At 44.8% G+C, this 12,665-nt stretch carries 13 protein-coding genes; 7 read left to right on the forward strand and 6 right to left on the reverse strand.

Going from position 1 to position 12,665, the window contains the following annotated elements; all coding sequences use genetic code 11:
- Positions 1-24 precede the first annotated feature (24 nt).
- The 4 genes from GMES_RS00365 to GMES_RS00380 all read left to right on the forward strand — a co-directional run bounded on the left by GMES_RS00365 (position 25) and on the right by GMES_RS00380 (position 4,008).
- Positions 25-1,110: a glycosyl transferase family protein gene (locus GMES_RS00365; protein WP_006990542.1), complete on the forward strand. Its 1,086-nt coding sequence runs from the start codon at positions 25-27 to the stop codon at positions 1,108-1,110.
- Between the two features lie 444 nt (positions 1,111-1,554).
- On the forward strand, positions 1,555-2,193 hold the full coding sequence (locus GMES_RS00370) for an ANTAR domain-containing response regulator (RefSeq protein WP_033187736.1): 639 nt from the start codon (positions 1,555-1,557) through the stop codon (positions 2,191-2,193).
- A complete protein-coding gene (locus GMES_RS00375; protein WP_006990544.1) occupies positions 2,186-3,298 on the forward strand; it encodes a CmpA/NrtA family ABC transporter substrate-binding protein in 1,113 nt (370 codons plus the stop codon). Before GMES_RS00370 ends, GMES_RS00375 begins: the two co-directional genes overlap by 8 nt.
- Before the next feature lie 101 nt (positions 3,299-3,399).
- A complete protein-coding gene (locus tag GMES_RS00380) occupies positions 3,400-4,008 on the forward strand; it encodes an FMN-dependent NADH-azoreductase (RefSeq protein WP_006990545.1) in 609 nt (202 codons plus the stop codon).
- A gap of 322 nt (positions 4,009-4,330) precedes the next feature.
- Here GMES_RS00380 and GMES_RS00385 read toward each other — a convergent pair whose 3' ends face one another.
- Positions 4,331-4,873, reverse strand: coding sequence for a glutathione peroxidase (locus GMES_RS00385; RefSeq protein WP_006990547.1), 543 nt, complete (start codon positions 4,871-4,873; stop codon positions 4,331-4,333).
- Positions 4,874-5,056: 183 nt separating this feature from the next.
- Between GMES_RS00385 and GMES_RS00390 the strand changes: the two genes are divergently transcribed.
- Together GMES_RS00390 and efpL are read left to right on the forward strand one after the other, a co-directional pair.
- Positions 5,057-7,624: a S9 family peptidase gene (locus tag GMES_RS00390; RefSeq protein ID WP_006990548.1), complete on the forward strand. Its 2,568-nt coding sequence runs from the start codon at positions 5,057-5,059 to the stop codon at positions 7,622-7,624.
- Between the two features lie 222 nt (positions 7,625-7,846).
- Positions 7,847-8,419, forward strand: coding sequence for an elongation factor P-like protein EfpL (efpL, locus tag GMES_RS00395; protein WP_006990549.1), 573 nt, complete (start codon positions 7,847-7,849; stop codon positions 8,417-8,419).
- Positions 8,420-8,543: 124 nt separating this feature from the next.
- On the opposite strand, the gene GMES_RS00400 is transcribed toward efpL, so the two are convergent.
- Both GMES_RS00400 and rrtA read right to left on the reverse strand, forming a co-directional pair.
- Positions 8,544-8,975, reverse strand: a complete 432-nt coding sequence (locus GMES_RS00400) for a GFA family protein (RefSeq protein WP_006990550.1) — start codon at positions 8,973-8,975, stop codon at positions 8,544-8,546.
- 64 nt (positions 8,976-9,039) lie between these two features.
- Entirely contained in the window at positions 9,040-9,627 is a 588-nt protein-coding gene (gene rrtA / locus GMES_RS00405) for a rhombosortase (protein ID WP_039986143.1), read from the reverse strand.
- Between the two features lie 382 nt (positions 9,628-10,009).
- On the opposite strand from rrtA, the gene GMES_RS22915 reads away from it, so the two are divergent.
- Complete coding sequence (locus GMES_RS22915) at positions 10,010-10,441, forward strand: CBS domain-containing protein (RefSeq protein WP_006990552.1); 432 nt, start codon at positions 10,010-10,012, stop codon at positions 10,439-10,441.
- Here the strand turns inward: GMES_RS22915 and GMES_RS00415 are convergent.
- The 3 genes from GMES_RS00415 to GMES_RS00425 all read right to left on the reverse strand — a co-directional run bounded on the left by GMES_RS00415 (position 10,415) and on the right by GMES_RS00425 (position 12,592).
- Positions 10,415-10,834 carry a DUF3703 domain-containing protein gene (locus GMES_RS00415; RefSeq protein ID WP_006990553.1) on the reverse strand — a complete coding sequence of 140 codons (420 nt, stop codon included), beginning with the start codon at positions 10,832-10,834 and terminating at the stop codon, positions 10,415-10,417. The two genes, GMES_RS22915 and GMES_RS00415, sit on opposite strands and share 27 nt — an antisense overlap.
- 35 nt (positions 10,835-10,869) lie before the next feature.
- Complete coding sequence (locus GMES_RS00420) at positions 10,870-12,039, reverse strand: winged helix-turn-helix domain-containing protein (protein ID WP_006990554.1); 1,170 nt, start codon at positions 12,037-12,039, stop codon at positions 10,870-10,872.
- Positions 12,040-12,139: 100 nt separating this feature from the next.
- The gene (locus tag GMES_RS00425) at positions 12,140-12,592 is read right to left on the reverse strand and encodes a hypothetical protein (RefSeq protein WP_006990555.1); all 453 of its coding nucleotides are present in this window, start codon (positions 12,590-12,592) and stop codon (positions 12,140-12,142) included.
- Between the last annotated feature and the right edge of the window lie 73 nt (positions 12,593-12,665).

The raw sequence follows: 12,665 nt of genomic DNA on the forward strand, positions 1-12,665 counted from the left end.
AAGCCTGTAGGCACTTTTACATCCATGAGAACAAACAGCAACACGCTACATCCCACACAATTTAAAGAGTTTATTCGTATTATTGGCCGCGGCCAACGCGCTGGTGGCACCCTGAGTCAGGGGCAAGCGTACCAAGCCATGAAAATGCTTATCAATGATGAGATCACGCCTGAGCAAAAAGGCGCTTTTCTGATGCTACTTCGCGTACGCGAAGAAACGGCAGAAGAATTGGCCGGCTTCATTCAAGCCTTTCGCGAGGTGAATAACCCACAGATAACGGCGCTGCCGATTGATATTGATTTAGGTTGTTATGCAGGGAAACGCCGCCACTTACCTTGGTTTTTGTTAGCCGTTATTGCTCTAGGTCAGCAGGGGAAAAAAGTGTTTCTGCACGGTACCCACGAGCCAGATTCAAACCGATTATATTTAAAAGACGTATTACCCCAGCTAGGGATTGAGCCAGCCAGAAACGCCGCTCATGCGGGTGAGCAATTAGACGCATTGGGTTTTAGTTATATGGACTTAGCCGACATTAACCCCAAGCTTGATGACATGATCCAACTACGCGGCCAATTTGGGCTGCGCTCATGTGCTAACACACTTGCTCGTATGTTAAATGCCAGCCGAGCTCCCAATAGCTTACAGGGTGTTTTTCACCGAGACGTAGATATCAAGCATAGCCGCTGTGCCAAGCTAGTTTATGAGCAAACACCGACCAGTCTAGTTAGCATAATGTGTTTTCGCGGTGAAGGAGGGGAAGTGGAGTACAACCCTGAGCGCGATGTCACCTTACATCTTTGTCAAGCAGGCCGCGAAACCACAATAGACGTGCCGGCACTTTTGTCTCATTGGGTGACGAAGCCGAAAACACTAGAGGTGAAACAGTTAGTCGATGTGTGGCAGGGCAGTGATGACAACGCGTATGGCACTCATGCTATTTTGGGCAGCTTGAGCTTGATGTTGATACTAACAGACAACCTCAGCCTTGAAGACGCTAAATATCGCGCCGAGCAATGCTGGCAAGGGCGCAATAAAAACTGGCCATTTACCTTGCCCGTTAAAAAAGACGCTGCAAGCTATCAAACCACGGGCACCCACAAAGCGCATTAAGACTTGGAGTTGTTGTCAATCAAGGTGTGCGGGGTAAGAGCTTGTTCGATGGCCTCGCATCCTTCATCATCCTATTGATTTACATACTCTATTCACCCAGCAGGATGCCTTTAGCAACGGGCTCAGGAATGCTCCGGGCAACAATGTTCGTAAAGCTTTCGTAAGCGCTTTGTCCCTAAGGTTCTACAAAGTGTGTATATCATATTAAATCTCATATTCTAACTCGCCTTGCATGGCTACAGATATCGAGTAATTTATTATGCGTTTATTTTTTGTGCAACCCATTGCACTTTCATGGTGCGCCTGCCCATTTTCGAACGTGCAATCTTAATTCAAATCAAAATATTTGAATTAAGTTATTGATATAATTTAATTTATTTTTTGGCGTAGGCTTTGCACACGGTTGTTACTTAGATCAGCATGTTACTCACTCAGGAATTTCCGTTGATATCCACAGCAAAAAGCCAAACGCGAATATCGCCCAATGAGCAGCTAAACATCTTGCTGATAGATGAGAATGTTCAGCGCGCCGAGTCCATCGTTACGGCGCTTGGAAACTCCCGTTACAAAGTGAGTCATTTAGCCTGTTCTCAGGCTGGGCTTTTGAAGCAGGTAGACAAAATTCAACCTGACATCATAGTGATTGATATCGAATCACCTAATCGAGATATGTTAGAAAGTTTGCACACCATTTCTCACTATAACCCTAAACCTGTGGTGATGTTCTCGTCGCAGCAAGATACAGAAACGATTAATCTATCAGTGCAATCTGGCGTGAGTGCTTACGTGGTTGGGGATATAGATCCCGAGCGCGTTAAACCGATTTTGGATGCCGCGGTGGCTCGGTTTAAAGCATTTCACAAACTCAAAGATGAATTGGACGATACCAAGCATCAGCTTGAATCGCGCAAAAGCATCGATTTAGCCAAACGTTTATTGATGAAGACAAATAAAGTGAGTGAAGAGCAGGCATTTCATAGCATGCGTAAGACCGCTATGGATACAGGCCAGAAGCTCGAAGATGTAGCCAAGACAATCGTTTCCATGCTGCGCTCGTTCGAAAAAGGTAATGAAAATGATTAAACCAGAACAACCAAATATTACGCTTGGGTTTATCCCTCTCACCGATTCAGCCCCCCTTATTGTGGCCAAAGAGCTAGGCTTTTTCGAGCAATGGGGCCTTGACGTATCGCTGCAAAAACAAAATTCTTGGGCAACCCTCAGAGACAAGCTCCATGCAGGTGTGTTAGACGCGGCGCAAATGCTTGCGCCTATGCCAATTGCCAGTGCTTTAGGGCTTGGCGCGCCACCAGCAAATGTGATCACGCCTTTGGTACTCAGTTTAAATGGCAATGCCATCACTCTTTCAGAAAGTTTGTTGCAAGAAATACTCAAAGAAAATGATCTAACTAATGTCACGCTACCTATGGCAGGCTACTTGTTGCAGAACGTGGTAGAGAAACGTAAGCATCAGGGGTTATCTAAACTGAAATTCGCTACGGTTTTTCCTTATAGCTGTCATTACTACCAGCTAAGGGATTGGCTCAAAGCGGCAAAAGTGAGTTTAGACGACGTTGAAATGTTAGTCGTGCCGCCTGTCAGCATGGTTGAATGTTTGAAAAACGGTGATATTGACGGCTTTTGCGTCGGCGGCCCATGGAATGCCAAAGCGGTACGCGCAGGCATTGGCATTACGGCGCTAACGTCGTTCGATATCTGGCAAGATTCGCCAGAAAAGGTGTTAGGCTTACTAGATAGTTTCAACAAAAAACATCCTAATACGGTATTGGCGTTATGTGCAGCTCTGAAGCAAGCGTGTGCTTGGCTCGAATCTGTGCCCAATCGTTTTGAAGCCGCTAGATTACTTTGCCGACAAGAATACTTAAATGCTGAACTTGATGTAATTGCGCCGTCATTACTCGGCAGTTGTTTAACGCACAAGTCGCTGCCTCCGCGCAGTATTCCTTCTTACAATCAATTTTCTGTGAGCAATAATGGTTGCATTAATCAGCCTGAGTTGGTGCGTGGAGAATGGTTAATCAAGCATATGGTCAGCGCTGGGCAAATACCGCCACATGTGACGATTCCACTTGATTTGGTCGCTAAAGTCTTCAGGCCTGATATTTACCAAAAAATGCGCCTGCTGATTGAAGATCAAGGCGTGCAGTTCTATCGCCGCTCCGGTTAGTACGTTCTAATAAACAGAACTAAAATTGCTAAATAATGCAATTTTCATTCGCTTAAATAACCATATACTGCATTCAAATCAGTCAGCAATGGGAGTTTCAGGTGAAAAACGTATTAGTGCTAAATGCCAGTTTACAAGGCGACAACGGTAACTCAAGTCAATTGACCAGTGAGTTTGTGACACAACTGCGGCAAACTGAGAGTATCAAGGTGGAAAAGGTGGATTTAAATGCCTTAAATCTGCCGCATTTAAGCGCTCAAGAGATGCAAACGTGGAGCATGCTCAGCGATAATATGACTCCAGAACAAGCCACTCTCACAGCCTATTCTAATGATTTATTGGCACAATTAGAGCGCAGTGATGTGATAGTGGTGGGCATGCCTATGTATAACTTTACCATTCCATCTACGTTTAAAGCGTGGATTGACCGAGTCGCAAGAGCAGGGCGCACATTTAGCTATACCTCAGAGGGCCCTAAAGGACATTTACAGGGCAAAGCCGTGCATATATTCGCTGCGCGGGGCGGTATTTACCAAGGCACAGATAACGATACCCAGACACCTTACTTACGCCTCGTTTTTGGCCTTATGGGGATAACAAATGTGAACTTTGTTTATCTTGAAGGACTGAACATGGGACAAGAGCATGCGTTAACCTCATGGCAAAATGCCCGTGAAAGTATGGCCGCATTAGTGCCTGTCATCGCCTGATAAAGACGTAATGTTTAAATAATCACAAGTCTCACCTTTACGTTCGAACAACGTAGAACTAGTCCTTTTAAAATTCGCCCAAAGGGAATATCCGAGCGGGTTTTGTCCTGAGTTATCGGTTTTTGAAAATGAACAGCTATTACTGTGCACCGATAGTTTGTTCAAAATCCGCTGGGTGAATTATGAGAGGGCGATTATTTATAGGAGTATGTCTGAATATCAAGATGACTTCTTAAAGAATCTGCACAAGTCGGCGTCTACTGCTTCTGCCGGAACTTCTGTGACAGGAAGCAGAGCCGATTATGATTCAAGCTTATTGGCGCTATAGCTTTAGGGTATTTTCCACGGTTTCAATAAATTGCGGATCTGTCGGTTTGGTTGATGAGGCATAGGCGTTGACCAAATTTCCGTTTTTATCCATCAAATATTTATAGAAGTTCCACTTAACGGTCGTGCCGGACTTCTTCGCCAGCATACGATAGAGTTGGTCAGCATCACGACCGCGCACAGGCATGGCTTCGAACATCGGGAATTCAACGCCATATGTGAGCTCACATAGCTCAGCCGTTTTACCTTCATCTTTGTCTTCTTGATTGAAATCATGTGAGGGAAAGCCCAAAACCACCAAACCTTGCTCTTTGTATTTACTGTATAACGCCTCTAAGCCTTTAAATTGCGGGGTAAAACCACAGTAACTCGCGGTGTTGACGAACAGTACCGTTTTGCCTGCATAGGCTTCACACAGATTGACTGTGTCTTGGGAGTTGAGTTTGCGCTTAACAAACTTTAATAAATCAGGACATTCTGCGCTGTAAGCCATGTTACAAAAGAACATAAGGCAGGTAATAGCAAGTAACTTCTTCATGGAAACCTCGTGTGTTTTCTACATAGTCAGCATATCTACTACGTTTGCTTTAATTATTATAGCGTCGATTATAACGCTGACTATTTTGTAAGTGTGTCTGTATAGCAGTTTAATTTGATTGATTTTGCGTTTAAAGTAAATTGTTATTCAAAAAAATTAAAAAAATCCGCAGGAAAAACAATAATGTATAATTTTTCTAAAACACTGCTGGCAGTACTCATTGCTACCAGTGTGTTCGCTTGCAGTACCACCTACACGACAGATACACAACCACAGCCAATCATCAATAAAAGTGATGCTGAACCCCCCGTCGCTAATAAAGCGTTAATCGAGCCGTCGCCAAGTACGATTGCAAGTAAACACGCTACACCGGGTGACAATACTCTTACCCTTGAACAGATTATGGCCGATCCAGATTGGATAGGTAGGCAACCGTTAATCAGTTATTGGGGAGATGACAGTCAATCGGTTTTTTATACCCGTAAAGCGCAGGGCTCACCGGTAACACAGTTGTGGCAGCTTCACAGCGGCACTCTTTCGCAAGGCAAGAGTGCCGATGAGGCGAAAAAAGTTGAATTAGCCCAATTGCACAACGTTAGTGATGGTAACCGTGTCACTAATCTACAAGGCACCTATTCTGCTTGGGTATTTGAGGGCAATATTTTTATTAAATCCCTCAGCGGCAGCGGGCAACACCACGTGCGCCAATTGACCCAAGACGGAGATGGCCCGCGCCAAATCCAATTTTTAACCGATGGGCGCCTTGCTTACCAGCGAGGAAACAACTTGATCAGCTTAGATCCCAGCAATGGGTTCTCGCAAAAGTTAGCCACTTGGGAGTTCAGTGAAGCACCGGTCGCCAATGAAAAACCAGCTGATTACATCGCCGAGCAGCAAATTGCATTAATCGATTATGTGGCTAAAAAGCGCAGCGAGCGACAAGCTAAGTTTGCTCAGCAAGCCGCACTTGCAAAGCAAAACAGCACCTTGGCACCAGAAGCTTTTTATTTCAGCAACGGGGATGAACTCGTGTCGGCTAGCGTTTCCCCTAATGGGAAATGGGCATTGTTAGCGACGACTGTCACGCAAAAAACACGCAGCGACGATGACTTGATGCCTGCTTACATTGGTGAAGACGGGCGCATTGAACGTAAAGAGGTGCGCCAACGTGTCGCAGATGCCAAGCCCGTTAATCATCAACTGTGGTTGTTAGACTTAACCACTCACAAAAAACATGCCCTGAGCTACCAAAGCTTGCCGGGCTACAACGAAGACGTGCTAGCTGAGGTCAAAAGAGAGAATGCTGAAGCTGCAGGCAAAAGCTATCAGACCAACCGCTTACCACGTGATATTGTGCTAATGAGTGATTGGTCGTGGACCCAAGGCGCTATTCAATGGCATGAAAGTGGCGAACAGGTCGCCATTATGGTTGAAGCGTGGGACAACAAAGACCGCTGGCTTGCGACTGTTGATTTGAAGAAGCATAGCTTGGTTAACCAAGAGCGTTTACATGATGATGCATGGATTAACTATCGCTTTAATAGCTTCGGGTGGCTGCACAATTCTGAACAATTGTATTATCTGTCTGAAAAGTCTGGATATGCGCATTTGTATGTCAAGCCACTAAACGCAAACGCAACAGCATTGACCTCAGGACGCTTCGAAGTCAATGACCTGACCCTTACAAAAAGCGACGAGTATCTTTATTACAAAGCTAATCAGAAGCATCCAGGCATTTACGAAATCTACCGTGTTAATATAAATAGCGGGAAAATTGAAGCCTTGACTGATTTAAATGGCATGACCGATTACGCATTAAGTCCAGATGAAAGCAAACTGTTACTAACCCATTCAACGCTGACAATGCCACCTGAACTGTACGTTCAAAATGCCACACCCGGGGCACCTGTAACACGTTTGACCCATACCATAAGCGAAGCATTTTTAGCCATGGGTTTTGCGGCACCGGATATTGTGCCAGTCAAATCGAGCCACACCACACAACCCATCTTCTCGCGGGTTTATCAACCGGCAGGTAATGCCAGCAACGAGAGCGCAGGCAATGAAAAGCGCCGCGCTGTGATCTTCAACCATGGGGCAGGGTATTTACAAAATTCGCATTTAGGTTGGTCAGGTTATTTCCGTGAATTCATGTTCCATAACATGTTGGCCCAACAAGGTTATGTAGTGATGGACATGGATTATCGTGCCTCAGCAGGCTACGGGCGAGACTGGCGTACTGCGATTTATCGTCATATGGGCAAACCTGAGATTGATGACCTACGTGATGGCATAAATTGGTTGGTGGAAAACGCTAATGTGGATCGTGAACGCATCGGCACCTATGGCGGCTCTTACGGTGGTTTTATGACCTTTATGGCGCTCTTTACACAGCCTGACTTGTTCCAATCTGGCGCAGCCCTTCGCCCAGTGACTGACTGGGCTCATTATAATCATGGTTACACCTCTAACATATTAAACATGCCCGGTGTAGACCCCATCGCCTATGAACGCAGCTCACCGCTTTACTTCGCAGAAGGCTTGGAAAAGCCATTGCTGATCAATGCGCCCATGGTGGACTCAAATGTGTTTTTTCAAGACACAGTGCGTTTGGTACAACGTTTAATCGAACTTGAAAAACAAAATTTCGAAACAGCGATTTACCCAGTGGAATCACATGGTTTCGTACAACCTAGTTCATGGCTTGATGAATACCGCCGTATCTACAAGTTGTTTGAAACGACTTTGTAACACTGTGGCTGAAGCCTTTACCTGCAGCGTTTAACAGTAAGCCCAGCTATACTCGCTGGGCTTTTTACTTTTTAAGCAGATTGATAATCTGCTTGCCTTACACGGGCTTTCTGGTAATTTCGATGCCAAATTTATTTGATGGCTCAGTAAAGACTCGTAAGAGTCAATTATCAAAACCGATTACCAGAGCCCATAAGCAGAACTAAACGTCAGAGATAAAAAATGCCAAAAGCCAGTGAAGTAAAAAAGAACGCCGCCATTGAACATAACGACAAAGTCTATGTGGTTAAAGATATCAATAAATTAACCCCAAGCGGTCGCGCCGGCGCCAGTCTTTACCGTATGCGTTTGTACGAAGTGACCACTGGCGCAAAAGCAGACGAAAGTTTTAAAGCCGACGAAATGATCAAAACCGCTGATTTTGTGCGCCAACCTGTGACCTTTTCTTATATTGATGGTGACGAATACGTGTTCATGAATTCAGAAGATTACACGCCTTACAACATCAATAAAGAAACCATCGAAGAAGAGTTGCTGTTTATCGCCGAAGACACCACGGGTTTGCAAGTGATGATAGTCAACGGCTCCGCTGTGGGCATTGAGCTACCACCCAATGTAGAGTTGGTGATCACCGAGACTGACCCTTCTATCAAAGGTGCCTCAGCCAGCGCTCGGACTAAGCCTGCTACATTAAGCACGGGCTTAACGGTGCAAGTGCCTGAGTATATCTCAAGTGGTGAGCGCATTAAGGTCAGCACCAGTGAGCACAAATTTGTAAGCCGCGCTGACAAATAAACTGTTAAATACAGTCACGAAAAAGCCCGCTGAGCGTATGCTCCGCGGGCTTTTTTATATGTAAAAAAGTGAAAATAGATATTGCTCCATCTACAGAATGCCACATTTTTTAAGTTAACAGTGGCTATTCTTGTGGTGCAAATGCGGCAAACACTTCATCACCCGTCATCATTTTAGTTTGATTCGCAAACTCATAATAGTTGGGCTTTTGATCGCTGAAAATTTGGCAATTAAACTCAACTTTGACTTCCTCTGGTATGTCGAATAACCCCACAGGCATGATGTATTGCTGGTTTTCTTTTAAGCGGTAAAAAAGGTGGCTACCGCAGTGGCGGCAAAACCCGCGCTGTGGCCAATCGGATGAGTCAAATACGCTAACGTCATCCACAGAGGTCAAAGTGACGTGTGTACCGCAATCAATGCCCAGCAGAGGGCCACCACCCCAATTACGGCACGATGAACAGTGACAGGCTTCCATATGGGGTTTGACATCGCTCACCTCGATTTTTATCGCCTTGCAAAGGCAATGTCCCGTTAGGTTTATCGCTTGGCTCATGTTATTTCCTTAGGCAGTTTCATGGTGCAGTACTCTAGTGTGCAGTGGGAATGAAACCACAAGCTTAGCCGTTTTTTTGCTGTTTGATAAGTGAACAGATAATGACTAGGAGTCCGCAAAAAGCCCCAAATAAGTGTGCATCAATGGCCACGCTTGCATCAATTAGCTCGGCGATACTCCCACTTGGCCCCGCGATTTGTTCGTTCGCTATTTTGGCCCATACACCTACCATTAAGATCCAGCCGCTAGTTACGTCGTACTTGATATCCTGGTAGGCGCCCCACACAAAAACACCGTGTAAAATGCCTGATAGCCCCACATACCATTGCATTTCTGGTTCAAAATAATAAATCCCTGCACTGACTCCGAACGAGAATAACCCCAACATTAGCAAGTAATGAGCGGTGCGATAATACTGACCGTGCAGTGACCAGAGCAAAACCACCGCAGCGAGGTTAAGCAGGAGGTGATTGAAGTTGGTGTGTAAAAAATTACCTGTCAGTACCCGCCACCATTGACCTTGGCTTATGGACTCACGGTCAAACGCTAACCACATGCTGCTAGAGGGCTCAGCGATAAAAAGCATACTCGCGATGACACAAATTATGATCGGCCCAAGGGAGTGGGGCAAAGCGTAGGGTAGTCGTAACATCAAGGGCTCTCAACTAGGGTTTAAGTAAATAGGTATTTTAGGTACAGCGCAACATCTTACCCACAAGCGCTAAGCAAGTCATGGTAGGTCGACGTCTTTGACTAATTAGTCTGCTGTATAGAAAACAGACCTTTCGCAGCACTTCAATACAAGCAGAACGGCTCTAGGTCTAACTTGTTGCACATGATTAGCAAATTAGGCGTGCTACAGCGCAAATATTGCCAAGCCCGTTTTAATTGGCGTATCCTAAATAGTGTTAATCATCTAGGCAAATAACGAATATTTCTTGCACATGCAATGACTTACATCGACTGCCTATGGCTTTCGATGCCGATCAGGCATTATAAATATCGCCAACGCTCACAAATAAGGAACTCGGAGCATGCAAGTAGATAAATTAATGTCAGCAGAAGTGGTGAGCATCAATATGGACGATACGTTAGCTCACGTCAGGGTACTTTTTGAACATCATCGATTTCACCATTTGTTGGTGGTAAACCAGGGCGAGTTAGTTGGCATTATTTCGGATCGCGATTTACTTAAAGCTATCAGCCCTGCTGTCGGTACGGCATCAGAGACAAGTAAGGACTTAGCGTATTTGAAAAAGCCTGCTCATCAGATCATGACTCGCAACCCTGTTTGTTTATCTCCCAAAAGTGGCTTGCTCGATGCGATTAAAGCCTTCAATCGATACTCAATTTCTTGCTTGCCTATCGTCAATGTAAATAACAAGCCCATAGGGATCTTAAGTTGGCGTGATATTTTTAAATTTATTGAGCATAACCAGTTAGAGAAATCTCATCGCAAGCAATAGTGTCATTATCAATGGAGCAGCGTAATTAACGAGGTGCCTGAGCACGCGCGATTGCTCTTGCGTGACTTTCCCGTAATGGAAGTGACTTAAAAGGGCTGATATCGCTACCCCCTGTGTGCCTTGGGGAACGGCGCCCATAGCTGTTTTACTTACGGCGCCTGCGATGCGCAATACCTGCCCAATATATTCTTTTTTATCGGCTTGGCGTCTTGCCCAAGCAAACATCAAACAATGTATTTTAGTATGCCAATACGTTGAGTTTTGACCCAGTACATGGGCATGCTCCAGGTGGATAAATTCCTGTGAATAATCGCCTTTATGACGAGCTTTTAATGCTTTTGCCAATTCCTTTAGCACCACAAATCGGATGTTTTTTCTAAAGTTAGTTTTCATTTTATTCCTGTTATATGCTGGGCTGTCAATGCACATTAGGCTAAATGGGTCGTCTTGTGCAAGATATAGGTTTGGCACTGATTGAATGGCATGAACGCTTCTAAGCTTTTAGTCAGCGCTTGTTGAAACGCATCGACCTTACGTAAACTTGCTTCAAGCACTAAATGATGAATGTGCAAGACCTTTCCTTTTCGGTCCACTTTACAATCCATTCTGGCAACAAGCTTGGTATCCCATAAAATAGGCAGAGAAAAATAACCGAACTGCCTCTTGTGGGCAGGCACATAGCATTCTAATAAATAGTCGAATGCAAATAGGGTTTGCATTCGCTTACGTTGAATAAGCAAATTATCAAATGGTGACAAAATATGCAGATGGCTGCGCTTTATGGGGGTATTAAGCGCGTCCAATTGGCTGGGTAACGCATAGTAATGCTCGCCTGCTACATCAAGCTCAGTGAGTTCCCCCGCCTCTAACATGGTATTTATGGTCTGTTTTATCCCGGTCTTGGTATTCTTGCGCAAATAGGCTATTTCGTTCGCTTGTCCTAGCCCGTTTGCGCGTAAAAATCGGGTTATCAAAAAACGCCAATAATCTTGTTCGCTGGGTGTTTGTGTATCTACATCGCTGGGTAAAACCCGTTCGGTTAACTCATATACTTTATGAAAATTAACCCGCTCTTTTATCATCAAATCCCCTTGCATAAACAAGTACTCTAACGCTTGTTTGGCAGGTTTGCTCGTCCAGTCTTTCGGTTTTGATTTGAACGCAGTACTTGGGCTCTCGAAATCTTTAGCCATCAAAGGCCCTTCATCGTGAATACGCCTAAGTACTTGAGCCATTAATTTAGGGTTTCTGGGGTACCAATGATCAAGCGTACCGTCTGCCAGTGCGTTTTTGCGCAACAAGCTATAGCGATAATCTTTCATTGGGAGGTATGCAGCCGCGTGGGACCAATACTCGAATGCCTGCTTGTTGGCGATAAGTTGTGTTAGATGGTCACAATGATAATGGGGATTTCTATTCCATAACGTATGGTGGTGGGCGCGCACCACAGCGCTAATGGTATCAATTTGTACATACCCCAAGGCTTTCAAGGCGTGTAAAGAATGGGTTAGTGGATCTCCAGAGCGGCTTTTAGCCGGAAGACCTTGGGCATGCAGCACTAGCTTACGCCCTTGCTGCAACGAAATAGACTCAAGCATAATTTATGTATCTGAGCATATGACCGATGATAGAAGTGTTTTACCCATTAAAGGGCTAAGCAGTAAACAAAGCAAAAGAATCGGTATAAGCATATCTACGTCACTCGACGCTAACTTCGTCTACCTTCCATGCTTTATTGATGCGAACAAGTTTTACCGTGCGTAAATCTTTAACGATCTCACCATTAAGTGTGCCTTCAAAGAATAAGGCTACGCTGGCTTCTTTCGCAAATTCGTTGCGCCCCGCATTGGCTGCGCTAGGCTTAATCTCAACTTTGTCATATGCCATATTAAGTACGTGGCGCTGAACGTTGCGATTGATACGATAAGATTTCATTAAACGAGCTAGTTTAGGACTGGCAAAATCAAGTGCGCTGTCGATATTCTCATCCTCATAGATATGGGTGAAAAACTGCACTGCAGCATATTCAGGAATATTAGTATCCATCATGCCGTATTTACCCGCACCCGTTTTGGTGGTGTCGTCACAGGCGCTAAGTGCAAAAAAGCTGAGTAGCAGGGTAATGAAAGAGAGTGAACGTGATAAATGCATAAATATTCTACATGTTGAAAATAACAATGTTGAGTGTACCTGCGATATATAGAAAGTAAAAGGGAGGCAAAAA

Source organism: Paraglaciecola mesophila KMM 241 (assembly GCF_000315015.1).
Classification (GTDB): Bacteria; Pseudomonadota; Gammaproteobacteria; order Enterobacterales; family Alteromonadaceae; genus Paraglaciecola; species Paraglaciecola mesophila.

Coding starts and splice junctions, on each gene's coding strand:
- GMES_RS00365 (WP_006990542.1), top strand. CDS start 25: ATGAGAACAAACAGCAACACGCTACATCCCACACAATTTAAAGAGTTT.
- GMES_RS00375 (WP_006990544.1), top strand. CDS start 2,186: ATGATTAAACCAGAACAACCAAATATTACGCTTGGGTTTATCCCTCTC.
- GMES_RS00385 (WP_006990547.1), bottom strand. CDS start 4,873: ATGAAGAAGTTACTTGCTATTACCTGCCTTATGTTCTTTTGTAACATG.
- GMES_RS00390 (WP_006990548.1), top strand. CDS start 5,057: ATGTATAATTTTTCTAAAACACTGCTGGCAGTACTCATTGCTACCAGT.
- efpL (WP_006990549.1), top strand. CDS start 7,847: ATGCCAAAAGCCAGTGAAGTAAAAAAGAACGCCGCCATTGAACATAAC.
- GMES_RS00400 (WP_006990550.1), bottom strand. CDS start 8,975: ATGAGCCAAGCGATAAACCTAACGGGACATTGCCTTTGCAAGGCGATA.
- rrtA (WP_039986143.1), bottom strand. CDS start 9,627: ATGTTACGACTACCCTACGCTTTGCCCCACTCCCTTGGGCCGATCATA.
- GMES_RS22915 (WP_006990552.1), top strand. CDS start 10,010: ATGCAAGTAGATAAATTAATGTCAGCAGAAGTGGTGAGCATCAATATG.
- GMES_RS00415 (WP_006990553.1), bottom strand. CDS start 10,834: ATGAAAACTAACTTTAGAAAAAACATCCGATTTGTGGTGCTAAAGGAA.
- GMES_RS00420 (WP_006990554.1), bottom strand. CDS start 12,039: ATGCTTGAGTCTATTTCGTTGCAGCAAGGGCGTAAGCTAGTGCTGCAT.
- GMES_RS00425 (WP_006990555.1), bottom strand. CDS start 12,592: ATGCATTTATCACGTTCACTCTCTTTCATTACCCTGCTACTCAGCTTT.